The sequence below is a fragment of the Rubritalea profundi genome (assembly GCF_002954445.1).
In the GTDB taxonomy this organism is placed as follows: Bacteria; Verrucomicrobiota; Verrucomicrobiia; order Verrucomicrobiales; family Akkermansiaceae; genus Rubritalea; species Rubritalea profundi.
The window spans coordinates 3,260,401-3,286,765 of record NZ_MQWA01000001.1; the positions used below are offsets into that span (position 1 = coordinate 3,260,401).

At 49.2% G+C, this 26,365-nt stretch carries 19 protein-coding genes and 4 pseudogenes; 10 read left to right on the forward strand and 13 right to left on the reverse strand.

All coding sequences use genetic code 11. From position 1 onward, the window contains the following. Positions 1 to 830 precede the first annotated feature (830 nt). The 13 genes and pseudogenes from BSZ32_RS14260 to BSZ32_RS14315 form a co-directional block, all read right to left on the reverse strand. Positions 831 to 2,009, reverse strand: a complete 1,179-nt coding sequence (locus BSZ32_RS14260) for a linear amide C-N hydrolase (RefSeq protein ID WP_206018866.1) — start codon at positions 2,007 to 2,009, stop codon at positions 831 to 833. Between the two features lie 115 nt (positions 2,010 to 2,124). Beyond that, entirely contained in the window at positions 2,125 to 6,126 is a 4,002-nt protein-coding gene (locus BSZ32_RS19450) for a type I restriction enzyme endonuclease domain-containing protein (protein WP_105044039.1), read from the reverse strand. A gap of 15 nt (positions 6,127 to 6,141) precedes the next feature. Continuing rightward, the gene (gene fic / locus BSZ32_RS14270) at positions 6,142 to 7,242 is read right to left on the reverse strand and encodes a protein adenylyltransferase Fic (protein WP_105044040.1); all 1,101 of its coding nucleotides are present in this window, start codon (positions 7,240 to 7,242) and stop codon (positions 6,142 to 6,144) included. Between the two features lie 443 nt (positions 7,243 to 7,685). Further along, a pseudogene (locus tag BSZ32_RS20635) lies at positions 7,686 to 7,988 on the reverse strand (hypothetical protein); the annotation flags it as partial. Continuing rightward, a complete protein-coding gene (locus tag BSZ32_RS14280; RefSeq protein ID WP_105044042.1) occupies positions 7,985 to 8,965 on the reverse strand; it encodes a DUF3644 domain-containing protein in 981 nt (326 codons plus the stop codon). The pseudogene BSZ32_RS20635 and the gene BSZ32_RS14280, both read right to left, overlap by 4 nt. Beyond that, the gene (locus BSZ32_RS14285) at positions 8,952 to 9,767 is read right to left on the reverse strand and encodes an abortive infection family protein (RefSeq protein ID WP_105044043.1); all 816 of its coding nucleotides are present in this window, start codon (positions 9,765 to 9,767) and stop codon (positions 8,952 to 8,954) included. Before BSZ32_RS14285 ends, BSZ32_RS14280 begins: the two co-directional genes overlap by 14 nt. Beyond that, a complete protein-coding gene (locus tag BSZ32_RS18980; RefSeq protein ID WP_165788866.1) occupies positions 9,764 to 9,913 on the reverse strand; it encodes a restriction endonuclease subunit S in 150 nt (49 codons plus the stop codon). The genes BSZ32_RS14285 and BSZ32_RS18980 overlap by 4 nt, the downstream gene beginning before the upstream one ends. A gap of 53 nt (positions 9,914 to 9,966) precedes the next feature. Then, the gene (locus BSZ32_RS19455) at positions 9,967 to 10,674 is read right to left on the reverse strand and encodes a restriction endonuclease subunit S (protein ID WP_105044044.1); all 708 of its coding nucleotides are present in this window, start codon (positions 10,672 to 10,674) and stop codon (positions 9,967 to 9,969) included. Between the two features lie 42 nt (positions 10,675 to 10,716). Beyond that, positions 10,717 to 11,012 (reverse strand): annotated as a pseudogene (locus BSZ32_RS20400) (restriction endonuclease subunit S); the annotation flags it as partial. 185 nt (positions 11,013 to 11,197) lie between these two features. Next, positions 11,198 to 11,320 (reverse strand): annotated as a pseudogene (locus BSZ32_RS20405) (SAM-dependent DNA methyltransferase); the annotation flags it as partial. A 70-nt stretch (positions 11,321 to 11,390) separates the two neighbouring features. After that, positions 11,391 to 12,446: a virulence RhuM family protein gene (locus BSZ32_RS14305; RefSeq protein WP_105044046.1), complete on the reverse strand. Its 1,056-nt coding sequence runs from the start codon at positions 12,444 to 12,446 to the stop codon at positions 11,391 to 11,393. Next, positions 12,436 to 14,109, reverse strand: coding sequence for a type I restriction-modification system subunit M (locus BSZ32_RS14310; protein ID WP_105044047.1), 1,674 nt, complete (start codon positions 14,107 to 14,109; stop codon positions 12,436 to 12,438). The genes BSZ32_RS14305 and BSZ32_RS14310 overlap by 11 nt, the downstream gene beginning before the upstream one ends. Before the next feature lie 77 nt (positions 14,110 to 14,186). Further along, entirely contained in the window at positions 14,187 to 14,762 is a 576-nt protein-coding gene (locus BSZ32_RS14315) for a hypothetical protein (protein ID WP_105044048.1), read from the reverse strand. A 604-nt stretch (positions 14,763 to 15,366) separates the two neighbouring features. Here BSZ32_RS14315 and BSZ32_RS14320 point away from each other — a divergent pair. The 10 genes and pseudogenes from BSZ32_RS14320 to BSZ32_RS14365 all read left to right on the forward strand — a co-directional run bounded on the left by BSZ32_RS14320 (position 15,367) and on the right by BSZ32_RS14365 (position 26,203). Further along, on the forward strand, positions 15,367 to 18,081 hold the full coding sequence (locus tag BSZ32_RS14320; RefSeq protein WP_276308469.1) for a helicase-related protein: 2,715 nt from the start codon (positions 15,367 to 15,369) through the stop codon (positions 18,079 to 18,081). A gap of 155 nt (positions 18,082 to 18,236) precedes the next feature. After that, positions 18,237 to 18,579: pseudogene (locus BSZ32_RS20410) on the forward strand (tRNA-binding protein). Positions 18,580 to 18,605: 26 nt separating this feature from the next. Continuing rightward, positions 18,606 to 19,232, forward strand: coding sequence for a LysE family translocator (locus BSZ32_RS14330; protein WP_105044050.1), 627 nt, complete (start codon positions 18,606 to 18,608; stop codon positions 19,230 to 19,232). 81 nt (positions 19,233 to 19,313) lie between these two features. Beyond that, positions 19,314 to 20,522: a hypothetical protein gene (locus BSZ32_RS14335; protein ID WP_105044051.1), complete on the forward strand. Its 1,209-nt coding sequence runs from the start codon at positions 19,314 to 19,316 to the stop codon at positions 20,520 to 20,522. A 17-nt stretch (positions 20,523 to 20,539) separates the two neighbouring features. Continuing rightward, positions 20,540 to 21,211 (forward strand): MotA/TolQ/ExbB proton channel family protein, encoded by a 672-nt coding sequence (locus BSZ32_RS14340; RefSeq protein WP_105044052.1) that lies wholly within the window; start codon positions 20,540 to 20,542, stop codon positions 21,209 to 21,211. Positions 21,212 to 21,228: 17 nt separating this feature from the next. Next, positions 21,229 to 21,651, forward strand: coding sequence for a biopolymer transporter ExbD (locus tag BSZ32_RS14345; RefSeq protein WP_105044053.1), 423 nt, complete (start codon positions 21,229 to 21,231; stop codon positions 21,649 to 21,651). Beyond that, positions 21,648 to 22,226, forward strand: a complete 579-nt coding sequence (def, locus tag BSZ32_RS14350; protein ID WP_240610647.1) for a peptide deformylase — start codon at positions 21,648 to 21,650, stop codon at positions 22,224 to 22,226. The genes BSZ32_RS14345 and def overlap by 4 nt, the downstream gene beginning before the upstream one ends. A gap of 284 nt (positions 22,227 to 22,510) precedes the next feature. After that, positions 22,511 to 24,322 carry a GreA/GreB family elongation factor gene (locus tag BSZ32_RS14355; RefSeq protein WP_105044054.1) on the forward strand — a complete coding sequence of 604 codons (1,812 nt, stop codon included), beginning with the start codon at positions 22,511 to 22,513 and terminating at the stop codon, positions 24,320 to 24,322. Positions 24,323 to 24,445: 123 nt separating this feature from the next. Continuing rightward, complete coding sequence (eno, locus tag BSZ32_RS14360) at positions 24,446 to 25,729, forward strand: phosphopyruvate hydratase (protein WP_105044055.1); 1,284 nt, start codon at positions 24,446 to 24,448, stop codon at positions 25,727 to 25,729. A 165-nt stretch (positions 25,730 to 25,894) separates the two neighbouring features. Continuing rightward, a complete protein-coding gene (locus BSZ32_RS14365; RefSeq protein WP_165788867.1) occupies positions 25,895 to 26,203 on the forward strand; it encodes an FtsB/FtsL family cell division protein in 309 nt (102 codons plus the stop codon). The last annotated feature ends 162 nt before the right edge of the window (positions 26,204 to 26,365 follow it).

Below are 26,365 nucleotides of genomic sequence, written 5' to 3' on the forward strand. Positions count from 1 at the left end.
ATTAACTGAGTTAGTCTGTCTAATAGACGTAAGGATAAAAGCATAGTGATGAACTCATGATGGGTTAAACCTTCTGGTACTTCTTAAAGTCTCAGCCTGTTCGAAGATGTCTTGGTAGACTTCGTTGCGGTCGGTTTTAACTCAGTTAGTCTGTCTAATAGATCTAATAGTTTGTCTGTCTAATAGATCCATGCGAATTTCTTGAGTCGCAAGACTGGAATGATCGGTCCCAAGGTTCAGGAATTCTTAATGGGAGTAGCGCGACCGTCTCGGTCGCTCCAGAAAAATCCCAGCATAGCTGCTGACTCACAGCACTCAGACCTCACAAGAGAACATCCACCTACCATTCAGACTCATATAGACTGTCACATGGTGTCATTACGATGCTGATGAGGAGCTTTTATCTCAGATGTTCTGTATCTAATTCTGCCGCGTTGTATCTATCTAAATAATGGTTCTAGAATGGCTATTGATTAACATTCTGATAGTTAGGCGTGAGGATTTGTGCCGCTAGATGACCTGCGCAAGTGGGGGAGTACACAATATTTGCGCAATGCGACAGTCTCTCCACGTAACGCGACCGTCTCGATCGCTCAAAATTCTCCCAGCCAAGCCACTGCCTCACAGCGCTAAGACCTCACCAGTGAACTATTGTCTGCCATTCATGCCTATCACTCCAGACAATTCTGAGTGCTATAATAGACCCAAGTACAGTTTTTAAGATCTCTTATGGATAATAGTTTTTTCCATGGTTGAGTTTATATTGTCTGACCAATAGATTCATATGACCAATAGATTCCAATATGCAAGGGCCGTGCCTCTCCCTAGCCTCACTTGCCATTCAACTCGCTGGTGCGGTCCTTGACGGAGAAACCGCTCTCCATCTTGATGATCTTCGGAGCCTTCAGTCCTGCGACAGCCTTACGGACGTCGACCGACTCCACCCCTTGGGTCTGGTAGGTCTTGTAGTAGTAGACCTTGTTGGCCGTGTCACCGACTGAGGTCCAGAGAGTGTAGTCAGTGAGGTCCTTGTGGGCGGGATTGCGTATGGCTCCTTTCGGAATGTCAAACACATTCAAGATGTGGAAGGCCTGGAAGACGCCATCCTTTGCTGTCTTTGAGGGCAGAGCGGTATTGGCGAAGGCCACGGCGCGCACGAACCGGGTCGGCGAGGAGAGATCTCCGGGAAGGCCTACCATTCCAGTGCCTTCACCGAACGGAGTCAGCTTCAGGGATCCGACCTCAATCGTTTCCTTGTTGAAGGGGGTCAGACCGACGTAGTTGCGCAAATTTGTCAGGTGCCAGTCGTAAGTCGGCGTGTTGGTCACTGCGTTGACCGTGTTTTTGTGTACCGTGAGGCCCTCGGCGGTATACTCAATGACCACCGAGGCTCCGGTGGCGTCGCTAACCGCGTAATGGAAGGGGGCGAAGCCATCGATTTCCTTCACGTAAGACCCGACGACCTCAATTTTCTTCAATCCGGCCACCACTTCCTCGACCGTAGCAAACTGCCCGAGCATCCAGTTACCTAGTTCCTCACTCGACACGGCTTTGCCTCGGTTTGCGTCGGAAGCCTCACCGAAGACGGCGTGCCCCGCAAAGTAGAAAGCTCCGTAATAGAGCCCTGCCTCGTTGAGACCATCGAACACAATCGGCATGTCCAGCCCGTTGGCGCCAAGAAATCCATACTTCGCCTCGTAGGTGAAACCCTCGTGTTCGGGGTCGAGACCCAAGGTGGTCATCTTAGTTCCAGGCGGCACGACCAAAATGTTGGATTTGATGTCGAAGCCGAACTCCATCGTGCGCGCGGCAAGCACAACGCCATCCAGACATCTAAGGATGATCCCGGTGCAGGCTTGTGTTGGGCTGGTATTCGCTAGGAGGGCTACTAAAAGGCCAGCCAATGGTGGTGCTGGAAGGAAGGAAGATAATTTAACCATATGCTCTTTTGAATACCTGAGTGATATGAATAGGGCAAGTTTTTTTCCAAATCTTCCTACCGGCCACAATCTTGGCCGGTAGATGCGAAATCCCGTTGCCGGGCGGAGAGTCCCGCAGTTTCAGCATTCTCTTCTTGCTACAAAGATCCACATTTCAATACTCGTTCTGCGACGCTGACATCTTTTAGGAACTCTGGTACTTCTTAAAGTTTTCTGCCTGTTCGAAGATCTCTTGGTAGACTTCGTTGCGGTCGACGGGGGGATAGCCGTTTTCGGCTAGGGCGATGATGAGGTTCACCTTGAGGGCGGCTTTGATGTCGGCTCGGTTGTTCCAGTCGGGGAACTTGGCTTGATCGTCTACGATGGCTTTTACCTTTTTAGCTAGGTCGATGAGTTTGTCTTCTGGGTACTGGAACTTGTACTTGATCGCGAGGGCTTTGAGAATGTCGTAGAACGCCTTTTCTTCGAAGTCGATGCCGTCTGGCATGTCATCCTGATTGCACTCATTAGCAAGGTCTTGGAACATCTTGAGCATCTCTTCGGTGAGGTCGTCGATGCCATCAGCGGTCCAGGCTTCGTTCTCTTTGCGCTCGTTGTACTTCTCGACCAGTTGGTTGAACTTCTGGGAGAAATCGACTCCCTTCATCTTGTTCACCTTCTTCAGCTCCGAGATCGCCTTCTTCAGCATCTGCTGCAGTAGCTTGGCCTTGGTGTTGGGGAGCTTAATGTTTGAGAGCTTGGTGAGGTAGTCTTCATCGAATATGTCGATCTCGCTGGCTTGCTCGTCACCGAGCTTGAAGATCTCTTCGACTCCATCGCTCTTGATTGCTTCCTCTATCATCTCGCGCACCTTGCTGTTCATCTGCGCCGTGTCTGGTGCGTCGCCTTTGGTGAGCTTGGCTATGATGGTGCGCACAGCGAGGTAGAAGTGGATCTTGTCGCGTTCGAGTTCAGTGATCTCCTCAGCGCCACAGCAGACATCGTAGGCGGCTTTGAGGCGCTTCATGATCTGCATGAATCGGTGTTCGATCTTGTCGGTGATCTGAGCGAACTCAGAGGCCTTGTTGAGGCACTCTAACTGCATCACCGAGTCACCCGTGAAATACGGGGAGCTGTCGAAGGTATGAAACAACTTCGCGAGTAGGTCCAGGTGGTTGCGCACCTCGGTGATCGAGAGCTGCACGTCCTCGAAGTTAGTAGCATCGGTCTTGGAATACATCGCCAGCGCCTGGTTCATCGCCGACTTGATGCCGAAGTAATCCACCACCAGCCCCTTGTCCTTACCTTCGAACTTCCGGTTCACCCGGGAGATCGTCTGGATCAGGTTGTGCTTCTGCAGTGGCTTGTCGATGTAGATGGTATCGAGGAAGGGGACATCGAAGCCGGTCAGCCACATGTCCACCACGATGGCGACCTTGAAGTTACTCTTCGCATTTTTGAACTGACCGTCGAGCATCTTGCGGTGGTCGGAGTTACCCAGAATATCGTAGAACTCTTTAGGGTCATCCTTGCCACGGGTCATTACCATCTTGATCTGGGAGGGATGAAGCTCCAGCTTCGTCCTTTCGCCTGCAGAGTGTCCCGTATAAAGCCTCGCAGTAGATTTTAAATCAAACCCCGCGGTTGAAGGGTTCTCTAAAATATACTTCACCGTATTATCAAAATGCTCCTCATTGCGAATAAACCTATCCCAATACTCATTTTGCCAGAATGATTTTTGTGCGGCAGGAATTCCGAGTTTCAATCTACGATTGTGCTGTAGTGCCCACTTGCCAGTGAAGGATTTCCAAGACTGCACGATTTTTGATATTTCATCCTTAGCATGGATCAACACATGCACATGGTTAGGCATGATACTCCATGCGAGGAGGTCATATTTTTCACCTTTGTGATGTAGCAGGGCATCCATCATGCACTCTGCCATCTCAGGATTTGAGAGAGCACAGCAACCTGCTCCTTGATCTAGGTAGTATTGTTGTCTTTTGCGAAGTTCGAGTGGCCTTTTGTCTTCAGGGAAAGCTAGCAAATCGGATTTTATCTTATCGAGAACCTCTTTAGGCATGCTGTCACCTAGCCGGAAAGTGATGGATTGTATCAGTCCGTCTTTGTCTCGGTGGGGGAGGTTGCGCGTGTGCCATTCTTTTGATTCGCCGAATGATTTGGTTAGGGCTTCTGGGAGGGATGGAGCTCCAGCTCCGTCCATGAATTCGCGCATAGTAACGCAGCTGGAGCTACGTTCTCCCAGAAGCTGGATGATTTCTTTATAAAAGTGGTAGGCTATCTCGCGGCTGGAGCTGACAAACATCGCTTTGCCAATGACCGTTGAGCCCTCCGCCACACGCGTCTCGTAGTGGTCGACGAAGTCCTTCGCCAGCGCTTCGAGGCGGTCCTTGTCGCCAAGGATGCTCTTCATGCTCGCCATTGCCTTCTTGCTTTGCTCGACAGCATAGTCGCTAGAGCCGTTCTCTTCGCATTGCTGGTAGTAGGCTTCTATCTCCTTGAGCTTGGAGTTGTCGGCCAGCACCTTGGCGGCGCGGCCTTCGTAGACGATCCGCACCGTGATCTCGTCTTTGACGGATTCAGCCATGGTGTAGGAATCGACTACCTGACCAAATACTTCCAGAGTAGCGTCGATCGGGGTGCCGGTGAAGCCAACGTAGGTGGCGTTCGGCAATGAATTGTGCAGGTGCCAGGCAAAGCCGTAGGTCTTCTTCACCTCCGTCTCGGTGACAGTGAGCTTTTGGTCGAGATTGACCTGGCTGCGGTGGGCTTCGTCTGAAATACAGATCACGTTGTTGCGCTCGGTGAGCAGCTCGGCATCTTCGTTGAACTTGTGAATGGTAGTGAGCAGTACACCGCCACTCTGGCGGCCTTTGAGCTTCTTTCTGAGATCATCACGGCTGGCCACGCTGCTGATGTCCGCATCGCCGATGTAGCCCTTACCATTGGTGAATTGATCCGACAGCTGGGTGTCGAGGTCGGTGCGGTCGGTGATCAGCACAATCGTCGGTGAGGCCAGCTCGATGCTTCTCATTAGCAGACGGCAAAGGAACAGCATGGTGTAGCTCTTACCACAGCCGGTTGCACCGAAATACGTGCCACCCTTACCATCTGGGATGGACGTAGCTCCTGCTGCGTCCTTATTCGAATTATTCAACGGAGCTGGAGCTCCATTGCTCCCAGGAGTCTTTCTATGCAATAGGATGTTTACGAACAGCTTCCTCGCCGCGTAGTATTGCGGGTAGCGGCAGACGATCTTTACCTCTGCCTTCGTGGTGTCTGGAAAGTAGATGAAATTACGAATCACATCCAGCAAGCGGCGTCTATCGAATAGCCCATCGATCAAGGTGTGCAGCGAGTCGATCCCGTCTTTCTCGATCTGCTCATCGCCAGTGACCTTGCGCCACGGGTAGAAGAAATCATACTTGGAGAAGATCGATCCCATCTTCGAGTTCACCCCATCGGAGATCACGCAGAAGGCATGGTACTTCATCAGCTCGGGGATGTCTCTGGCGTAGCGGGTGGCGAGTTGAACGTAGGCGTCGTGGATCGTCGCCTCCTCGCGGATCGCGCTCTTGAACTCAAACACCACCAGTGGAATGCCATTGATGTAGAGGATGCCATCGGGGATGCGCTTCTCTTCACCGACAATCTCTAGCTGGTTGACTAGTTTGAAGATGTTCTGGGAGAACGTAGCTCCAGCTGCGTTATAAATAGCCTCATCTTCAGCAACGATACAAGAAACCTCGCCGGGTTTCGGTGGGTTGTGGGCTGAGAGCTCAGAGTAATCGAGCAGCTGGATGTAGAGATCCTTCTTGGTGTGGTCCTCACGCTTCAGTTGGAATCCATCACAAACCAGCTTCATGATCGCCTTGTTACTGCCGTAGAGGTCAGCCGCAGGATAACTTTCTAACTGTGAGATGATGGCGTTGACTTCACCTTCGCTGATACCTTCAGAGGCGTATTGTTTCGAGAGGTATTTACGCAGGTCGTCCTTGATGAGTACTCCTGGGAGTGACGTAGCTCCAGCTGCGTCCTTATGCGAATCGTTCAACGGAGCAGGAGCTCCATTGCTCCCAGAGCGCGTGAGCGTGTCGCCCGTCACATGCGGGAAACCTTGTTCGCCAAGCAGCGCAATGATCGCTTGTTCGAGTTTCGCTTCGGTGAATTTTGAATGCTGAGTCATATGATAACTGAAGGGTTACTGAGTAGGGACATCTGATTCATTAAGAAGTAGCGCCAAAAAGTTTTTGTGAATGAATAGTTTTTCTCTGCCTACTTTCTCTTCTTCAAGTATGCCTAGTTCGATAAGAGAATGAAGGTAAGTCGAGGCTGCTTGCCGCTTAGCCACACCCGCATCGACAAGGTCCTGAATGCGGCAGTAGGGTTGACTAAAGAGCACATCGAGAAGTTCTGCCGAATAGATTTTCGAGGCATTCTCTTTCAGCCATGCTTTGGTGCTTCGTTTAAGATTACGGATTTCACTGATCTTATGGTTTGTCCACAGAGCTGCATCTTCGACAGTTTCTAGGATGTAGAGAATCCAGCTTTGCCAATCGCCTGCGCTGGTGACACGATTTAGGTTTTTATAATATTCAGCCTTTCGTTTGATGATACTACGGCTGTGATAGAGGATGGGTGTATCGAGTAAGCCTGCTGAAATGAGATAAAGTAGATTGATGATTCTTCCCGTTCTACCATTGCCATCGGTGAACGGGTGAATGGCTTCAAATTGATAATGTGAGACGGCCATGACTACCAATGGGTCGAGATCGCTGTCAGTGTCATGAATAAATCTCTCCCAGTTTGCCAACTTCTCGCGGAGTAGATCTTCGCCAACTGGTGGTGTGTAGATAGTCTCCCCAGTAAGGTCGTTTCGCAGCGTTGTGCCAGGCACTTGACGAATCTTCATTTCACAGTGCTTGATTTCACTGCAGATTTGTTCGGCGGTGTTGGTGCAGAGAGGTGTCGTCTCTAGGCTGCGATATCCTGCGTAGAGCGCGTGACGATAGTTCATCGCCTCTTTGGTCGCTGGGTCAAAGGTGGTGCCGGTCAGCGAACTCTTGAATAGGCTGTCCGTGGTGGTGACGATGTTCTCAATCTCAGAACTAGCCTTGGCTTCCAGCAGGGGGAGAATGTTGATTAGTAGTGATCGATTCGGTAAAAAACCTGCAGCTTGATTGAGGTTTGCCAGTGCGGTTCTTGACTTAATACACTGTTTCAGCACGCGCACAGTTTCTAGCTCCTTTGCGGGAGGTAGAGGGGGGAGATCGTTGTAAGCTTGTGCGGGGTTCCAGGTCATGATGATGAAAGTTGATTTTATCGACAGATTTAATCAATAGGTCGATGGCGTAAGCATGTCAATGAGACGTGTCGATATTTTTGTGTAATGTCGACACATCTCATGAATATGTCTCTAAAAAGCGTTTTTGGCGACAAATCGAGCATCATTGCATTTGCCTCTTCCAATGTCTAAAAAATCAATCTTGGAAAATGACCACCCCCTATGGTTGCCATATATTCGCGCAGGTGTTTTGTTTTCAATGGATTGCATGACTATTTGTTAGCGTATTTTTTCACAAGTTGCAGGGTCTTTTTGTGAAGAGTTCTGGGAGGATGGAGCTCCAGCTCCGTTCTTGTTCTGATCGTTAATAACACAGCTGGAGCTACGTTCTCCCAGAGGTCCTTCTTGGTGTGGTCTTCGCGCTTCAGTTGGAATCCATCGCACACCAGCTTCATGATCGCCTTGTTGCTGCCGTATAGGTCAGCCGCAGGATAACTTTCTAACTGTGAGATTATAGCGGTGATTTCACCCTCGGTGATGCCGTCAGCTGCGTATTGTTTCGAGAGGTATTTACGAAGGTCTTCCTTGATAAGAACTCCTGGGAGTGACGTAGCTCCAGCTGCGTCCTTATGCGAATCGTTCAACGGAGCAGGAGCTCCATTGCTCCCAGAGCGCGTGAGCGTGCCGCCCGTTACATGCGGGAAACCTTGCTCGCCGAGTAGGGAGATGATCGCTTGTTCGAGTATCGCTTCGGTGAATTTCATGAGTATAGACCTATGTTTTCTGCACAATGTTTTCTAACGATGTCTAACCACTTTGAATACCAATGCCAATATTTTCCTGCAACCATTGTGCCATACCCTTTACTAGAATTTTTAGCATCGTGAGCCTGCCACAGTTGAGTGTGATGGTGCATCTTGAAAGCTGAATATCCATCTTGCTTGATGAGCTCTACTATTTGCTTAGGTAGATACTTAGTACGTTCAGTTTCTTTAATGACTGCATATTCTTTGTTAATAGAGTCAGCGAGAGGCGAGTCACTCTTAACAAACTCGATGACGCGGTCCGCTTGTCCTTTCGAGTTGGCAGTCTTCGGGACGAATAGGATACGATAAGCGTATTGCGGATTTGAAAATTCAGCATCCGTCAGCCTTTCATCAAAGTCCTTGATATAGGATTGGATATTGGCTGGTAATTCTGGGTGTTCCGCAAGCATGTCTTTTTGATCCATTGAAATAGTGGAAAATTGTAGACTGAATGAGAGGTGTTTTTCGATCCCGTGACTGTCGCCAAATAGTTTTTTTATGTATTCGTTATAGTTTAAACAGCACGCTTGGAATCGAGCGCTTAATAGGTCGTCAATACGACTGGTCATCTGGTGCTCAATTTCATGGCGTAGACCAATCAAGAACCGCAGGTTGTTGGCAGCGTTCTTATCGATAGGGCATTGATCTTCGTTCAAGCAGCGTTCTAGTTCCCAATATTTATGAGCACCATGTTTGGTTTTATCGAAGCGACGGCGACTGCCAGCCATGCTGAAATAGCGATATTCGATTCCTTGTCCGCGATAGTGTGCATGGAGCATATAGGTCCATGCAATGTTCATTAGCACTACGTAGGACTCAGCTTTGAAGGTAATATTCGGGTTGTTGAATATTTGGACAGCTGCAAGAGCACCTTCCCTGGATTTGTGGAGAAGCTCATTTTTGACCGAACCGATTCTTCTGTTACGTGGGGCCATTTAGCTGTTTTCTAGATTGGTGAGTTTCGAAGAGGAAAGTGACGAGAGTCGCTGCTGAGCCTATGGCTAGTTTTGCGTGGCGTGGTTGGAGGCCTTTTGCTGTGTGTGATTTGCCGTGGCCTGTGCCGTAGAGATTTCGTAGCTCGGCAATGTTGTTACCGATCTGTCCTAGGTTCTGGAGAATGCGTGTGACAGCCTTCTTGCCGCGTGAAGCGTCGTCTACGGCATCTGGTACAAGGTGGAGTTCTTTTAGCGTCTGCTTTGTCAATGAAGAGATGTCGATGCTATCGCTGATTTCTTTACCTAGTTCATTGAGGATCGACTTACAGCAGGTTTCGATCAGCTCTTTAGCTGTCCCTATTGCCAGGGAAGGGTCGGATTCGATGGAGCTTTCCATTCGCTCGATTTGTTTAGTGATGTAGTTAGAGTCGAATGGTGCTGAAGCTTTTCGTAGAGGGTGTAGTAAGCTGGCTCCTTCGTTCTCTTGAAGCCTTTCTGCAATAGCGCAGCACTCATTATAAAGCGCTTCTGAGGGTAGATTATCCTCGTCTAATGCTGACATTTCAACCAGTTCTTGGAGTACTTTGCCAACAGTATGGTCATCCTCTTGCGTCCAGAAACTGCGGAGCTTATTTGCTTTCGAGGAGCCAAACCTACAGTACTTTTCGGAGTGTATATCAACACCGACCAAACCAGCAAAGAAGGCGTCGAAGGTGGGGTCTGAGAACTCTAATATATAGCCAGACTTCATGTTTAGCAGGCTTTCAAACTTAGCTTGTTCGCTTGGTCGAAACTTACTCATGAAAGGGCTTCTGTGGTGAGGTGTTCGGCTTCGGGGAGGCGGAGTTCGCCGGAGATGAGTTTAGGGAGGAGGGTGTCACGGTGTTTGGTTAGGCTTCGGATTTGCTTGCGGTTGTTGTTGATTTTGTTTCGAAGCGGAATAGTCACTTTATCGAATTCAGCGATGAGTCTTGGTGGAGGTAATTGGACTGGAATGGACTTTATATTATATAGTGGAACTTAGGCTGTGTTGATCCGACCGTTCTTCGTTGAACTTCGCCCTTCACTTCCGAACTAATCAGAAAACTGAACAGGTAGTTTTGGCTGATTTTTGACGTATCGATGCTTGTTATTTTGGCACAGTTCTCAGTCAAGCTTGCTAAGTGCAATTCCTCAGTGATTTGGCAACATAGACCAATTGTCCCGACGATTGAAATTACGACGTCATCTTTCTCTACGATGTATCTCGAAATTGACGAGAATACTTCGTCCGGCACATATAACAGATTTTTAATATCTATTTCAGTTCCTGTGATGTCTTTAGTTCTAAGATACGGATGGTTTGTGGTCTCGTCAGTCAAAGTGCTTCCCTTTGGGAGACGTTTCCCTCCTTTGACTGTTGCAAGGTCAGCCAGTTCAACAACTACCCAGCCTTCGGGGATCAAGCCTAGGTCTTCGGAGTGGGTGAAGGTGGCGGGGAAGAGGTGGGAATGGGGATCTGGGAGGGATGGAGCTCCTGCTCCGTCCTTTGAAGTAGTAACGCAGCTGGAGCTACGTTCTCCCAGGGCTTTGCGGCGGGTTTCGGCGCGTTGTTGGAGGGGGGCGGGGATGGGGTTGCCGGCTCGGAGGGCGTTGTCGATGACGGGGTCGAAGTCGACGAACCAGCTCTTGAAGAGAGCCTGTGCCATCGCTTCGAGCGTGGCATTCATCTTACGGTTCAGCTCGATCTTGTCATCGAGTGAGCCAAGGATGTGGGCAATGCGTTTCTGCTCGGCGAGGGGGGGATGTTGAAGTCTACCTTACCTAATTCCTTGCCACTAACAAAAGGCATAGTGGAGGATGAATTTAGACCTTTGATTCTGGCTTTGTTTGTTGGCTCGTTAAGTAAGTAAGCTAGGAATGATGAGGAGATATGATTTCTGGGCTGTAATCGAAGGACATTCCAGGCAATAGTAAATTCTTCGTTTGTAGTTACAACAGCCGCATTGCCGAAGCTACTACCAATGTTTAGTGTATAAAATATCTCCTTGTTTGGGTTTACATGCATCTTTGATCCTAGAATACGTTTCGGTATCAACAAAAGTAACCTTATCGTAATCGATAACCCCAGCCGTTATATTATTAGCTCTAACAACAGTGGTGCCACTCTCTGAATATGTCACTTTTTCAGTTGTAGTATTTACGCCCTGATTACGCTTCGTGATGAGATCATCTAGATTCTGATTTTGCCACTCACTTTCCATAACCCAGTCCCTCCAAGTTTTTACGGATCGCTATATCAAGCTTGCTAGCCTGCTCCATCTGCTGATAGAGCGTCTGGCTCATCTCAGTCATTTTGGTCTCGAAAGGAATACCGACGCCTGTGGCCAGCCTGTGTGTTGCACGCAGACAGGCGAATGCTGAATTGTGAATGATGAATGTTGAATTATTCATGATCGCCTCCTTGTTGATGTTTGGAGATGTTTTCTTCTAGGTTGAGAAACTGGTCGAAATCGCTAGAGAAAAGTCGGTCTTGGGTGATACGGTATTTTTCGAATTCGGTTTCTGCGTGGGTTTTAGCTAACTCGGCAGTGACCTTGCCGGAGTCGTTGAGGATTTCTCTGTCCCAGAGTGTGAGGAATCCGCTGAGGCGTTTTTCCCAGTCTTCCATGGTCATGGGGATTTTGCGCATTGCCTGCAATTCTGCCATGTCGAGGTAGGCTGAGACGATGCGCTGGAGCTGCTCTAGCTCATTGTCAGATAGGTAGTTTTTAGCGATAGAGACATCGTATTTATGGATTTTCCCGCTGGGTGCTCCGTCCCAGTTGGTGAGTCCCATTTTTTCCTTTTGATGGTCTGCACGGTCGACGATGACCTCGGCGGCAGTGTTGCCATGGATTGCGTAGTGGAGTTTATTCTGCACGGCGGCGAAGAAGCGCTGGGTAGCGGTGGCTGAGGAGTCGTAATCCAAAGCAGTGGCGTAGATGTCGGTAATCTTTTGGTAGAACTTACGCTCTGAGAGTCGGATCTCGCGGACTTTGGCGAGCTGGCGTTCGAAGAACTCATCGGTGAGATTCCCTCCCTTTTTGAGTCTCTCAGCGTCCATGACCCAGCCTTGGATGGTGTAGTCTTTGACAATGTGGTTCGCCCACTTACGGAATTGGACGGCACGTTCGTTTTCGACCTTGAAGCCAACGGCGATGATTGCTTGTAGGTTGTAGTGATTGGTCTGGTAGTTTTTTCCGTCGGCGGCAGTTATTAAGTATTTCTTAATAGCTGAATCTGGCAGGATCTCTTGGTCGGCAAGAAGGCGTTTTAAGTGTTGATTGATGGCGGGGACAGAGACTCCGTAGAGCTCGGCCATTAGTTTTTGAGTCAGCCAGATATTCTCGTCTTCATAACGCATTTCCACAGACTGTTCAGAGTCACCAGTAGCTGCGATGAACGTGAGATACTCAGCTGTTGAGCTTTTTGAAGGTTGAGAGTTTGAATTATTCTTCATAGCCGAGGGATTTGAGATTTTCGCGGATTGTTTCGTCTAACGCAGTCGCTTCTTTCATTTGAGAAAAGAGCGTGGAGCTTAGCTCAGCCATCTTGGTTTCGAAGGGGATTCCGTCGTCTTCGAGTGGGGCAGCACCGACGTATCTACCTGGCGTGAGAACGTAATCGTGTTTCTGGATTTCCTCTAGCTGAACGGATTTACAATAGCCTGCCTCATCCTGGTAGGCTGAGGAGTTTTCAGTGTTCAGTTGGCAGTGTTCAGACTCGGATGGTGCGGACCTCCATGAATGATAGGTCTCTGCGATTTTCTGGATGTCGTCGCTGGTGAGTTCTTTTTGGGTGCGGGAGATCATGGAACCGATCTTGCGGGCGTCGATGAAGAGGGTTTCACCGCGTCTATCGCGGTGGGAGAACGTAGCTCCTGCTGCGTTGGTTTCATTTCCCTTTGCAGTGCTCAATGGAGCTGGAGCTCCATTGCTCCCAGACTTATTCTTCGCTAGAATCCAGATGCAGACGGGGATCTGGGTGGTGAAGAAGAGTTGGCCGGGGAGGGCGATCATGCAGTCGACCAGGTCGTTCTCGATCATCTTCTGGCGGATCGCTCCTTCGCCTTTGGTGTTGGTCGACATGGCACCATTGGCGAGGACGAAGCCAGCGGTGCCGGTCACTGAGAGCTTGCTGACCATGTGGAGGATCCATGCGTAGTTGGCATTGCCGGTAGGTGGGGTGTCGTAGCCCGCCCAGCGTGGGTCATTGGTGAGTTCGTTCTCGCCGCGCCAGTCCTTGAGGTTGAACGGTGGGTTGGCCATGATGAAGTCGGCCTTGAGGTCCTTGTGCTGGTCCTTGAAAAAGGTGTCGCCATTGATGGCTCCGAGGTTGCTGGTGATGCCACGGACGGCGAGGTTCATCTTCGCCAGCTTGTAGGTGGTGGAGGTGTATTCCTGGCCGTAGACCGAGATGTCCTGGGTGTTGCCGTGGTGGCTCTGGACGAACTTGAGCGACTGGACGAACATGCCGCCCGATCCGCAACAGGGATCGTAGATCTTGCCCTTGTACGGTTCGATCATTTCGGCGATGAGATTTACCACGCACTTCGGCGTGTAGAACTCGCCACCGAGCTTGCCCTCAGAGGCGGCGAACTTGCCGAGGAAGTATTCGTAGACCCGTCCCACGACGTCCTCTTCCTTGTCGGCGACGGTGTCGATATTGCTGACAGCATCGAGCAGGGCGGAGAGCTTGGAGGCATCCAGCTGGAGGCGGGAGAAGTAGTTGTCTGGCAGCGCACCCTTGAGCGAGGCGTTACTGTTCTCGACCTGCTTGAGCGCGGTGTCGATCTTGAGCGCGATGTCGTCCTGCTTGGCGTGGGTCTGGATGTAGCTCCAGCGCGAGCTCTCTGGCAGGTAGAAGACGTTCTGCATGGTGTAGAACTCGACCATGTCGATGTAGTCCTGCTGGCCAGTGGCGATCAACTCAGCACGACGTTCCTCGAACTTGTCCGAAACGAACTTGAGGAAGATCAGCGACAGCACAACGTGCTTGTACTCCGATGACTCGACTGAGCCTCGGAGCTTGTTAGCGGTGTCCCACAGCGATTCCTCAAAGGATTTCGCAGGAGCAGTAGATTTCTTAGCCGCTTTACGTGCGGTCTTTTTGACGGGTGGCATGGTGATTTAAGGAAAAAGGGTAGAGGATAAAGGGGAAAGGGGAGTCGCCTGCGGCGGAGACTGAGAGTGTTCAGAGTTCAGTTTTCAGAGGTTTGTTGTTTCTTGGTACGCCTGTGGTTCTCAATCTGCTCGAAGATGCTGATGGCATTTATAGGGCTGGAATGTGTGAGTGTATGCTGGAACTCTTCATAGAAGGGTTTTAGGTTGTCGTTCTGCTGCTTGAGATCGGCAATGAAGGACTGGCAAGCATCATCTGAATCTAGCTTGAGCTGGCCGATGGTATGATGGATCAGTGTGTTTCTCGCGAGAACGACACTCTTGAGTTTCTCAATGTGTTCTTCCAGATCTAGCTTGGAGGTGAACACTATGCGACACTCGCTGGGGAGGTAGGGGTCTTTACTTATATCATCAGGCTCAGGGATTTCTTTGGACGGGCCGTACAGAGTGTCAGCTAGTCGATTGACCAATGCTCCGAGTGTCTGGCCTGATGTGCTGCTCTGTAGCTTCTCAAAGTTTCTAAGGAACTCATCACCAGACCCGTACACATTCGTCTGAGCTATCAGAGCCTTGAGAACGGCTTCGAACTTCTGGTAATTGTAGACGGTGCGACCTAGCTCTCGGAGAGCTTGATCTTGAAGTGAGAGTGACGGCATGGGAGAAGCGATGCAGGGTAGTAGCAAGTTCTAGCAGGTGTGTGAAGGGGGAAGTTCTTGTGGGGTGGGGGAAGTACGCATGTAGAGTGCGTGTGATTTGAAGAGGGTTTGGAATGGATTACTTGTTAGTGTGTTAGGTTTCCTGTGTGTTGCGTGTTCGGTTTCAATTTTTCTTCTAGTGTTGAGGAATGATCTTGGCCTTCAGCCAGGTGGTTATGCTTTTACTAGAACCTAGGGTGACGCTGCGCTCTACCCTAGGCTGGTATGAGGAGTCACCTTCAGTGACGAGGGCGGGTGTGATTAAGCAAAGGGAGAGCGTGCGTCGCGGGCATGAGCCACGCATTAGGTTCACTCGTGCGTTGGTGCGAGGTTTGGATAATGTAAAGTCAGCAGACTTTGTGACTGGACTTTAGGTATTCCGCCCCCCGACAGGCATTCCAAGCGGGGGAACCTCGACTACACCGCAAGAAAAAATCTGTCTAATCTGCGGTCAAAAAACGCAAATCCCGAGGGCGCTGAGAGAGTTTTCAAGGGAGTTCCCAAATTATGATTGCATGGGTGGGGTTCGCAGGTAGTTTGCGCGTCCGCATTTATGGATAGAGCAATGATTGTACCGGGGCAGAGATGGGTGAGTGATTCCGAACCAGAAATGGGATTGGGAATGATTCTCAAGGTGGAATTCGCGACGGTTGAAATTTTATTTCCCGTAGCTGAAGAGACGCGTTGTTACGCGCTGGAGTCGGCTCCATTGCGCCGAGTTATTTTTAAGAAAGGTGAGGTCATTGTGACTCACGAGGAGGTGGAGTATGTGGTTAACTCGATAAAGGAATCTGATGGTCTAGTGACTTACCTGACGGATGATGCTGAGATCCCAGAGGCAATGCTTTCCGACAACACGGGGTTCAATAAACCTCAGGATCGTTTGTTCGGTGCGCAGGTGGATGAGAACTCGGTTTTCCGGCTGAGAGCCGAGGCGCTGTATCGGCAGAATCAAATCCGTAAGTCATCCTTACGTGGATACATCGGCGGTCGTACTGACCTGCTGCCGCACCAGCTTTCCATCGTCAATGAAGTGGCGAAGCGGCTGACTCCAAGGGTTTTGTTAGCCGATGAAGTGGGTCTAGGTAAGACGATTGAGGCGTGTATGATCATGCACCGATTGCACCTCACTGGACGTGCGGATCGGGTGCTGATCCTGTTGCCTGAGCCTTTGATCAATCAATGGTTCATCGAGCTTTTGCGCCGCTTCAATATGCTATACAGCATCTTTGATGAAGAACGCTGTGCTTCGATTCAAGAGAATGACCCAGAGGCAAATCCATTTTTGGATAGCCAACTAGTGATCGCGAGCGTGGATTTCCTCGCTCACAATGAAGAGCGTGCTGAGCAAGCACGTGAAGCTGGCTGGGACCTTCTCATTGTCGATGAGGCGCACCACCTGGAGTGGAATGCTGAAGAAATGAGCTGGGAGTACGCGCTGGTCGAATCTTTTGCGTGGATCGTGGATAGTTTACTTTTGCTGACGGCGACTCCTCAGCAGCTTGGTGTGGTCGGGCACTTTGCGCGCTTGCGCTTGCTGGACCCTGAGCGTTTTTGTGACCTCAAGACCTTTATCGAAGAATCGGATCACTATGGTGATGTGGCTGCTTTGGTGGCGCAGGTTGAAGCTGATGAAAAATTAGAGATCGGAGCATTTTCTGACTATTCTGAGCGAGTACAGTCGTACGCAAATGAGTGGATTGGTGGAGATAGTTCGGCCAAGGCAAGCTTGGTTGAGAGCTTGGTGGATGGATTCGGCACTGGCCGTGTGATGTTCCGTAATACCCGGCAAAACCTGCCAGGCTTCCCAGAGCGAAAGGCAAATTTGGTGGGGATCGAGGGTGAAGAAGTTCATGACAAGCTTGATTGGTTAGTGAAGCTCCTTGGTGAAATAGGTAAGGCGAAGGTCCTGCTTATTTGTCAATCTAAGGAATTGGTAGGAGAGCTTTCTGCTGAGCTTTTGGATAAAGTGAAGATCAATATCGCGCATTTTCATGAAGATTTAAGCCTGCTTCAGCGCGACAGAAATGCAGCCTATTTTGCGGATCCAGCCGGTGCCCAATTATTGCTGTGTTCCGAGATCGGTAGTGAGGGACGCAATTTCCAGTTTGCGCATCACTTGGTGTTGCTTGACTTACCAGAAGACCCAGAGCTTCTGGAGCAGCGGATTGGTCGCTTGGATCGGATCGGTCAGACTGAAACGATTCAGATCCACGTGCCTTACCTTGTAGAAAATGGCGAAGAAGTTTGGGCTAAATGGTACCACGAAGGGCTCGGGGCTTTTGAGAGTAACGTCCATGGCGTCACTGAGATTTTCCAGCAACTAGAAGAAGAGATCACAGGACTAGCTGAGTGCTATGATGCGGATGCTTTGACTGAGTTGATCGAATCCACCACAAAGCTCAAAGCTGAAGTGGGCGAAAAACTTTCTGAGGGCTACGACCGATTGTTGGAGCTGAACTCGCATCGACCAGAAGAAGCGAATAAGGTGATTAAAGAGATCAAGAAGGCGGATAAGGACGAGTATTTTGAGGACTTCCTGCTGCGCATGCTAGACCAGTTCGGTGTCGAAGTGGAAGAGCTGGACGGGAGAAGCTACCTTCTCAAGCCCGGCAAGATCACGACAGATGCATTCCCTAACATTCCTGAAGGTGGAATGACCGTGACCTTTGATAGAAAAGTGGCACTGAGCCGCGAGGATATGGACTTCCTTACCATGGATCATCCGATTACCACGGCCTGTTTTGATCTCATGTTAGGATCTGAGATTGGAAATTCATCGTTTGGCGTATGGGAAACTCCGGGCGAGAAAATGATTCTGCTAGAAAGCTACTTTATTGTGGAGTCGTTGGCTCCGAGCTACCTCCATGTTGATCGTTTCCTGCCGAATACTCCCATTCGAGTAGCATGCGACCATAATGGTAAGGATTTATCGAATGATAAAGCGCTAGCTCAGGCTAAACTCCGTAAAGGGGGAGTGCGCAAATTGCTGGATAAGCCCGTGGTGAAGACGACGCTACTACCGAAGATGCTAGAGCAACTGGAAGAGCTGGCGAAAGCGGAAATGAAGACTGTGGTGAGTAAGGCGAAGCGTGAAATGCGCAAGCAACTCAAAGCTGAAATCAACCGGCTGAAGGATTTAGCCAAAGAGAATTCTCATATCAGTGAGCATGAAATTGCGGCGCTAGAAGAGCACCGCGATGGTCTGGAAGATTCCATAATGACTGCGCGACTACGGCCAGATGCAGTGCGGATGATCTGGAAAGAAACCGCGATGTAGCATGCTGGGAGCGCCAAGCCCCAGCTTGGCCATTGCGAGCTTGGGCCCGTTGGTTATTGATCACTACCTAGGAGAGTAGTGAAAATTTGTGGTAGTCAGCTTTTTAGTGAAAGCATAGCTTGCTCGAAATTTCATCAATGAAAGGCAAGTGAACTATGAATGATCTAGAGTGGAATGACTTCCAAAAAGTAGAGTTGAGAGTGGGGGCAATTATTGAAGCGGAAGATTTTCCTGAGGCTCGAAACCCAGCGTTCATTCTGAAAGTGGATTTTGGTGAGGTGATTGGAGTTAAAAAAATCGAGCGCTCAAATCATAGATCTTTACACTAAGGAAAATTTGCTTGGTCGTCGGGTGATGGCTGTTACGAATTTTCCGCCCAAACAAATTGGTCCAAGTATAATGTCCGAATGCCTAGTGACAGGCTTTCACAGAGAGGATGGTGCTGTTGTTTTGGCCGTGCCGGATAGTGATGTGGCTAATGGGACACGGTTGTCGTAGCTGGCAAACCAACGGAGAACAATAGAATGATTGAGTGGTGGACATTTGTGTTGATCATGGCCTTGGGGCAGTTTTCTCCTGGGCCTGACATGGTGTTGTTGACGCGTACGGCTTTGTCTCGTGGGCGTGCTGCCGGCTGGGCTGTTGCGGGTGGTGTGGCTACAGGCTTGATGTTGCATTCGACCCTGGCTGTGGCTGGATTAGCAGCCTTGTTTCATCGAAACGCGACTGTGACTGTGGCTTTAAGCATTCTGGCGGCAGGCTATTTACTTTGGCTGGGGTGGCAGTTGCTGCGATCGGCGCGAAGTGGGACTGATTTGCATCTGAGTAGAGGGAGAGCTGAGGTTCAGCCGTTGAGTCTATTTCGGTGTTGGCGTCGTGGATTCCTCTGTAATGTGCTCAACCCAAAGGTGGCTGTGTTCCTCGCAGGGGTGGTGACGCCATTCCTAGGAATGCCTCACGGAGCCGATTGGCCGTGGTTGTTGTGGGTGACGATTTGGCTGGAAGGTTTTTTATTATGGGGGATTTGGGCCACAGTTCTGCAGTTGGGTGGTGTGCGAAGTAGGTATGTGCGAGTGGCGCACTGGATTGATGGTTGTTTCGGAATAGTCCTCTGGGGGATGGCTGGATTATTGCTCTATTCGCTTATATGACGGAATGGTGAAAACGTATACAGAATAACTAACTGGTTGCGTTTTTCGTGAATTCCTCCAGTTTAGTGAAACTTTCGGCAGATGAGTGACTCAAAGATAAAATTGGTAGGTGTGACAGTGGCTTTGCTGCTGCACCTTCTTGTGGCTTTGGCTCTGACGCATGAGACAATCACTCAATTTCTTTTTCCAAAGCGCGTCGCTAAAGAGTTGGTTGAGCCAGAAGCTCCTGAGCCCGTGGTGAGCTTCCGTTTTATGGCGAAGTCTGTGCCACAGAAGCAACCTGTACTAGCGCCGAAACCCGAACCAAAACCTGAGCCGCCAAAAATGGTGGAGAAGCAACGTTACAATCGGACGACCGATGAGCAGCCTCAGGGAAAGCCTAAGAATGCTCAATTCTACGGTAACAGTGATACTGTGACTCAGAGTAATGCGAGTGTGGATCCGAATGCCGCCAATCAACCATCGGTAGACGGTAAACGCCCGCGTGACTTTCCTAGTACAGCGTCGAATTTTCAAGATGGCAGTTTAGAGCATGAGGCAGTGGGTCAACCAAAGAAGCCATCAGAGAGTGTTCCCAGGGAGATTCCGTCTCCGCCGACTGAGACGGTTGTCACTGAGCAATTGCCAGATCCAGTCAAGCGGCCTGACGTAGCTCAGCAAATGGATGCAGGTAAACCACTTTCCGGCTCTAGCGTGCCGCTGGCCGACTATTTAGAAGCAATCAATAAGCTGCCATCCGAGATTAGGACGAGCGAACCGATCGCAGATCTTCCTGAGAATAATAAGGGTAAAGCGGACACGGATAGCGAAAAAGAGGAACGACCAAAAGAAACGGCAAAGGCTGAACAAAAGCCAAAGATGAAGGTGACAAAAATCCCATCGAGCCCAGTCAATCGGAGTAGCGATCCGGGCTTTAGGCCTAATACCGAGGCGAGTCAGATGGTGGGCTCCATTTCCCGAAGTGGCAGAGTTTCCTCGCTGGATACTGAGGCGACCCCACTGGGAAAGTACAAAAAGTCTGTGCATAATTCTATCGCCAAAGAATGGTATCGCAGAATTGGGCAGAACCCAGACCTCATCAAACCCGGGGCTCTTCAGGTGCGCTGGTACGTTTACGATACAGGAAAGGTCCGCGGGATCAATATTCTGCGCGAACTACAAGGATCAGAAATCCAAAAAGGTATCACCATTCAATCGATCTCGACGGCAAAAATCCCTCAAATGCCAGTTTCCTTGAGACAGGATCTCAACGGCGATCCCGTTGAAATCACGATCACATTTCAATTCTAATAATCACCATCCAACCTATGCACACACTCCTTGCAGCAGCAGAGAAAGCGTCAGCGCTTTCCAAAATATCCGGTTTCTACGACAAAGGCGGCATCATCATGTATGTGCTCACGTTCTGTTCTATTTTGACCCTCGCAGTGGTTATCTTTAAGGCTCTAGACTTGGGCAAAAAGCGTGTGATTCCAGAAGGATTAAAGAAGGATGTCGATGCGGCTGCGAACCTGGGTGACGACGAAGCATTCAGCCGTGTCGCTCAGCAATCCAACGATGGAAATTCCGTGCTGGCTCGCTTGACTCAAGTAGTTGTTCAGCGACGCGAACTCTCAGGTCCTAAAATCCGTGATGCAGTACAGGCGAAAGCGCATGAGGAGATCGTAAAGCTCCAAGGTGGAATCGGTGTGCTAGATGTGGTAATCGTAGTGGCTCCTATGCTAGGACTTCTAGGTACAGCGAGTGGTATCACGACCGTGTTTGATGGTATGAGTTCACTGGGGGATATCAAAATGAGCATCATGGCTGCTGGTGTGGCCGAAGCGCTTTCGACCACTATTGCAGGTCTTGCCGTTGCGGTGCCTGCTGTGATTGGACATAGCTATTTCAATCGAAAAATAGAAACCTACGCATCGCAGCTTGAGGTAGTCGTCGGAAATCTTGTGAGCACAGTCTCAGATGAAAAGGACGTCGCTTAATATAACTCCCAGAATTCATGCAGTTTTACCGCCCCAGAAAACCAATTCCTGCGATACCGATCGTTTCACTGATTGATATTTTGGTGATTCTTTTGATCTTTTTCATTGTAACGATGCAGCCGAAGCAGAAGCGCACAATCCTAGATATCTCGATGCCAGTGGTGGGGGATATGCCAACCAAGCAAGTGATGGATGTGCGTACCGTTTTAGCTCTTTCTAAAGAAGGTGAAATCACTTTGGATAGCGTCAAGGTCCACCATGACCTTCTTGTTGATTATCTAATCGAGATAAAAAGACAGAATCGAAAGCTTGAATTAGAGATGGATAAGCAGGTTAGGCTTGAACAAATGATTATGATATCCGAGGCATTGACCAAGGCTGGGTTCGAAGCTAACTTGCCGACCCGCGTACGCGACACTAAGCAAATCACAGATTCATGATTTTAGATATTATGCAGTTTGGAGAACCCGTTCTCCGTAAGAAATGTAAGCCAGTTGAGAAAGTTGACGCTGAGCTTGAGTCCTTCGTTCAGCAAATGATCGAGACTATGATTGATGCCGAAGGAGTTGGGCTTGCTGCTCCACAGGTGGGGGCGGATATTCGTTTGGCAATCGTCGATACGGCTCACGATCCAGAGTGTGTCACCTTCTTTAAGGTCAATGGCGAAGATGCTAAGATGGAGGATTTCATGCCACTCGTTTTCATCAATCCTCAGCTAGAGTTTTCAGGTCCACAGGAAACAGATATGGAGGGGTGTCTAAGCATCCAGGAAATTCGCGCTAAGGTGAAACGCCGTGCCATTGTGAAAGCTACTTTACCCCAGTTAGATGGTTCAGTGCTTGTGATCGAAACCGACGGTCTTTGCTCCCGTGCCATCCAGCACGAGGTCGATCACCTCAATGGTATTTTATTCACAGACCGCATCAGTTCCTCCACTAAGTCGAGGCTCAAGAGAAAGCTCAAGAACCTCGCTGAGACAAAATGGGAATACCCGTCCCAGCAAGAAGATAAGTAGTCAGTTTTCTTAGGAATCCAAGTTGACTGAGTTTTCTCATTTCGATGAGATTGTTCATTCTCGTCTAGTCGAGAAGCTTGATTTACTAGGTCGATAGAAAATTGCAGAGCATAAGTGTGCTCTGCAAGATTCTTCAGAAACCTGAGTTTAAGTGACTTTCGGTCATATCTGATGGGAATTGTGTTATTTTATTAGAAAATTAGAAAATTAGAGTCGACGAGGCTCTTTGAATTTTTTTATGGTATAGGATTGCTATTTGTATGTCGTAGATCCAAGTTCTCTTCATGCATCCTGATGTAGCACCACTCGTAGAAGCTGGGCGGATTTCTCAAGAAGTCGGCACACGATTATCACAACTTGCCCCCGGGCAATATTGTCTCCATAAAAGCTGGGGAGCCGGCAAAGTCACTGATTGGGATATCCGCAGTGGCAAAGTCACGATTGATTTCGAGAAGAATGAAGATCAGACTATGGGGCTTCAATTAGCTATCGCCAAGACCGAAGTACTTGCCGCAGATCACTTCAGAGCTCAGAAATTAGAAGCGATGGAGGAACTCCGCGAGTTGTCTGTTAGTGATCCAGTAGAGCTCGTTCGTCGTACTCTCCAGAGTAATGGTGGCACAATGAAGATCGATCAACTCGAACGTGAACTGATTGGTTCCGTCGTTCCTGAAGAGAACTACAAAAAGTGGTGGGATGGAGCAAAGAAGCTACTTCGTGCCAGCCGTGCAGCAATCGTTCCAACAAAGCGCACTGAGCCATTAGTGCTCCGCGATGAGAATGTATCACCAGCTGATTCATTGTTACAGGACTTCGACGCAGCTCGCGATTTTAAAGCGAAAGCCCGCGCTCTCGAAGCCATCATTAAAGATTTTAAGCATTTTAAGGGAAACACTGAAGCCCAAGAAGCAATCAACCAAAGCATCGATGATTCTGTGCGTAAGGGAATGAAGCTTCACCTTGGACAAGCGCTCGATCTATTGGTCGGTCGTGACGAGCTTATGGCTGTTTCTGATGTGATGGAACTCGACGCCTCTGCGTTGCGTGTTTCAGATGTCATTGCTAACGAAGGTGCCAGAATTGGTGCCGAGCTGGGATCACTTCCAGCGGCACGTCAGCGCATGGTTTTCGAAGCTTACCCAGCCGCATTTGGTGATTCCTGGGTGAAAGAGTTACTCGCCATTTTTGATATCGTCGGACCACGTGGTCTTGCGGAGATTGCCAAGCTTCTCATCGAAGCTGATGAAGAGGCGGATCTCTATACTTTCCTACGTAGACATATCGGCGGTCGTATTCTTGGAGCAGATTCGCTTCTTTGGGTTTGCCGTGAGCGCAAGAAGTTCGCTGAGCCAGTGTTCGACGTAGAAGTCGGCAACGCTATTCTTAGCCTACTTGAGCGCGATGTGATGGATGATGGACCACGCAAGAGCAGTCGTCTCCAATCCTACTTCATGGAAGACCGCACACTCATTCCAGACTTGCTAGAAAAATCAGATGTCAATGAAGCTCGCAGTTTTGCGCGTAAGTTACATCAATCACAAATCTTTGCTGAACTCGACCGCAAGTCTTTGATGGCTCGCGTGATCAAGGCCTGCCCTGCGACTCAGGAGCTTGTGAATAGTGACGGTGCAGAGAAGAAGGACGATGGTGTTATCTCATCATGGGATAGCATTACTAAACGTAAGTCTGATCTCGAAGACCTTGTTACTAATCAAATCCCTCATAACCGAGAGGAAATCAAGGTCGCCCGTTCCTACGGAGATCTCCGTGAGAATGCAGAATATCACATGGCCAAGGACTATCAGAAGGTGCTTATGCGTCGTCAGGCAGACATGGAAATATCACTCTCGAGCGTTCAAGGTACTGATTTCTCAAATGTCGATACAGCCATTGTCAAAATCGGCACAATCGTCCACTTCGAAGGCTCTGTAGTATACACAGTTCTTGGAGCATGGGATTCTGACACAGATAACAATGTTATTTCCTACCTTTCTGAATTAGGTGACAGCATGCTCGGTCTTAAAGTTGGCGATTCAGTCAAGGTGCAGTCAGAAGAAATGACTATTGCCAAGATCGAAGCTTACAATAAAGGCTAACACCCATTTTTATAAGAGCAATGCATAGAGTGTGTTGCCTTTTGATTGAGCTCTCAGATGAGAGCCCAAACTACCACACATGGCTCTTCACCACATCTGAGCCCAAACACATTAACCAAAATTATGGAATTCACAGCAATTGAAGATATTCGCGCACGCGAAATCATTGACTCCCGTGGTAACCCAACTGTCGAAGTTGACGTTACTCTAGCAGACGGTTCATTCGGCCGCGCAGCCGTACCTAGTGGCGCGTCCACTGGTGAGCACGAAGCTTGCGAACTTCGCGATGGCGACAAGTCACGCTACCTCGGTAAAGGCGTTCTAAACGCAGTTGCTAACGTTAACGAAAAGATCACACCTGAACTTATCGGACTCGACGCAACAGACCAAGCGCTCATCGACCGCACAATGATCGAGCTCGACGGCACTAAGAACAAGAACAACCTAGGCGCAAACGCGATCCTCGGAGTTTCTCTAGCGGTAGCACACGCAGCAGCAGCTTCTTGTGACCTACCACTATTCAAGTATCTTGGCGGCCCTAACGCAAAGGTCCTTCCTGTACCAATGATGAATATCATCAATGGTGGTTCACACTCTGATGCGCCCATAGCATTCCAAGAGTTCATGATCCGTCCAATCGGTGCTCCAACATTCAGCGAAGCAGTTCGCATGGGTGCTGAAGTTTTCCACAGCCTCAAGAAGGTTCTTCACGACCGTGGTCTTAGCACTGCAGTAGGTGACGAAGGTGGATTCGCTCCAACATTCGACGGCACTATTGACGCGCTCGACACAGTTTCTCTCGCAGTAGAGAAAGCTGGTTACGTTGTTGGCAAAGACATCACATTCGCTCTCGACTGTGCTGCATCTGAGTTCTTTGAAGATGGAGTTTACAACTACGCTAAGTTCGAAGGTGAAGGTGGCCAAAAACTTACTTCTGAGCAGCAGGCAGCATTCCTTGCTGAGCTCGTTGAGAAGTACCCAATTGATTCTATCGAAGATGGTTGCGACGAAAACGACTGGGATGGCTGGAAAGCTCTTACTGATGCTATCGGCGATAAAGTTCAGATCGTTGGTGACGACCTTTTCGTTACAAATGTCGACTTCCTCAAGAAGGGTATCGAACTCGGTGTTGCTAACTCCATCCTTATCAAGGTGAACCAAATTGGCACACTCACTGAGACTTTCGATGCTATCGAGCTCGGTAAGATCAATGGTTACAACTCTGTTATCTCCCACCGTTCTGGTGAAACAGAAGACAACACCATCGCTGATATCGCTGTTGCGACGAACGCAGGACAGATCAAAACTGGCTCAATGAGTCGCTCAGACAGGATTGCAAAATACAACCAACTTCTTCGTATTGAAGAAAAGTTAGGCGCTAATGCAATCTATGCTGGCACTCTCTAATTATTTCTGTTAAGGAATTTAGATCCCTATTATTCCTCATGGTCTGAAAGGATCATGAGGAATTTTTTGTATCTAGGTAATGCGCAAACAATCAGCGCTCCAATTCCACAGAATGGCAAGAGTATCCTCAGTTAGAACCCGCAGCCGACGTCATGCGACAGTCGCATGTGTGCGCGTACTCAAGTGTTGCGTAAGCTCAATGTTGTAAGCTTTTATGCGCTTGTTATTTTTGCTTGTTTCGGGGTAATTGCGACCTGCCTTCCTGAGTTTAGAAGCTTACAGGTGTCTGAAGGAGAGTTATCCAAGATTCAGGGCGATGAGTTAGCTATGAATGCTCGCGTCGACCAAAAGCTCCGGGAATACCGAGCATTAGAACAAGATCCGAACTTCTTAGAAATCTATGGACGCGATCGACTTGACCTCTACAAAAAAGGCGAGCGAGTTTTTCGATTTTCTCGCGCACAAAATTTGTAGCTCACAAGCTATACTATGAGCTAATAGATATCCGTGATTGAGTAGCAACAAAGTCCTGCGTAGGAAGTCTTTTCATCCCGCAGCGGGGCTTCTCAGTTCAACCGATTTCTACTCGGGAATCACAAAAATTGATACAAGAACGGCAGCGACGATAGTTACCTG

Bases quoted from the DNA above. Each gene is read 5' to 3' on its own strand.
- fic (WP_105044040.1), bottom strand. From the start codon at position 7,242: ATGACCTGGAACCCCGCACAAGCTTACAACGATCTCCCCCCTCTACCT.
- BSZ32_RS14365 (WP_165788867.1), top strand. From the start codon at position 25,895: ATGTGTGCGCGTACTCAAGTGTTGCGTAAGCTCAATGTTGTAAGCTTT.
- eno (WP_105044055.1), top strand. From the start codon at position 24,446: ATGGAATTCACAGCAATTGAAGATATTCGCGCACGCGAAATCATTGAC.
- BSZ32_RS14340 (WP_105044052.1), top strand. From the start codon at position 20,540: ATGCACACACTCCTTGCAGCAGCAGAGAAAGCGTCAGCGCTTTCCAAA.
- BSZ32_RS14320 (WP_276308469.1), top strand. From the start codon at position 15,367: ATGATTGTACCGGGGCAGAGATGGGTGAGTGATTCCGAACCAGAAATG.
- BSZ32_RS19450 (WP_105044039.1), bottom strand. From the start codon at position 6,126: ATGACTCAGCATTCAAAATTCACCGAAGCGAAACTCGAACAAGCGATC.
- BSZ32_RS14305 (WP_105044046.1), bottom strand. From the start codon at position 12,446: ATGAAGAATAATTCAAACTCTCAACCTTCAAAAAGCTCAACAGCTGAG.
- BSZ32_RS14355 (WP_105044054.1), top strand. From the start codon at position 22,511: ATGCATCCTGATGTAGCACCACTCGTAGAAGCTGGGCGGATTTCTCAA.
- BSZ32_RS14315 (WP_105044048.1), bottom strand. From the start codon at position 14,762: ATGCCGTCACTCTCACTTCAAGATCAAGCTCTCCGAGAGCTAGGTCGC.
- BSZ32_RS14345 (WP_105044053.1), top strand. From the start codon at position 21,229: ATGCAGTTTTACCGCCCCAGAAAACCAATTCCTGCGATACCGATCGTT.
- BSZ32_RS14280 (WP_105044042.1), bottom strand. From the start codon at position 8,965: ATGGCCCCACGTAACAGAAGAATCGGTTCGGTCAAAAATGAGCTTCTC.
- def (WP_240610647.1), top strand. From the start codon at position 21,648: ATGATTTTAGATATTATGCAGTTTGGAGAACCCGTTCTCCGTAAGAAA.
- BSZ32_RS14310 (WP_105044047.1), bottom strand. From the start codon at position 14,109: ATGCCACCCGTCAAAAAGACCGCACGTAAAGCGGCTAAGAAATCTACT.
- BSZ32_RS19455 (WP_105044044.1), bottom strand. From the start codon at position 10,674: ATGAATGCCACGCTCGAAGCGATGGCACAGGCTCTCTTCAAGAGCTGG.
- BSZ32_RS14285 (WP_105044043.1), bottom strand. From the start codon at position 9,767: ATGAGTAAGTTTCGACCAAGCGAACAAGCTAAGTTTGAAAGCCTGCTA.
- BSZ32_RS14335 (WP_105044051.1), top strand. From the start codon at position 19,314: ATGAGTGACTCAAAGATAAAATTGGTAGGTGTGACAGTGGCTTTGCTG.
- BSZ32_RS14330 (WP_105044050.1), top strand. From the start codon at position 18,606: ATGATTGAGTGGTGGACATTTGTGTTGATCATGGCCTTGGGGCAGTTT.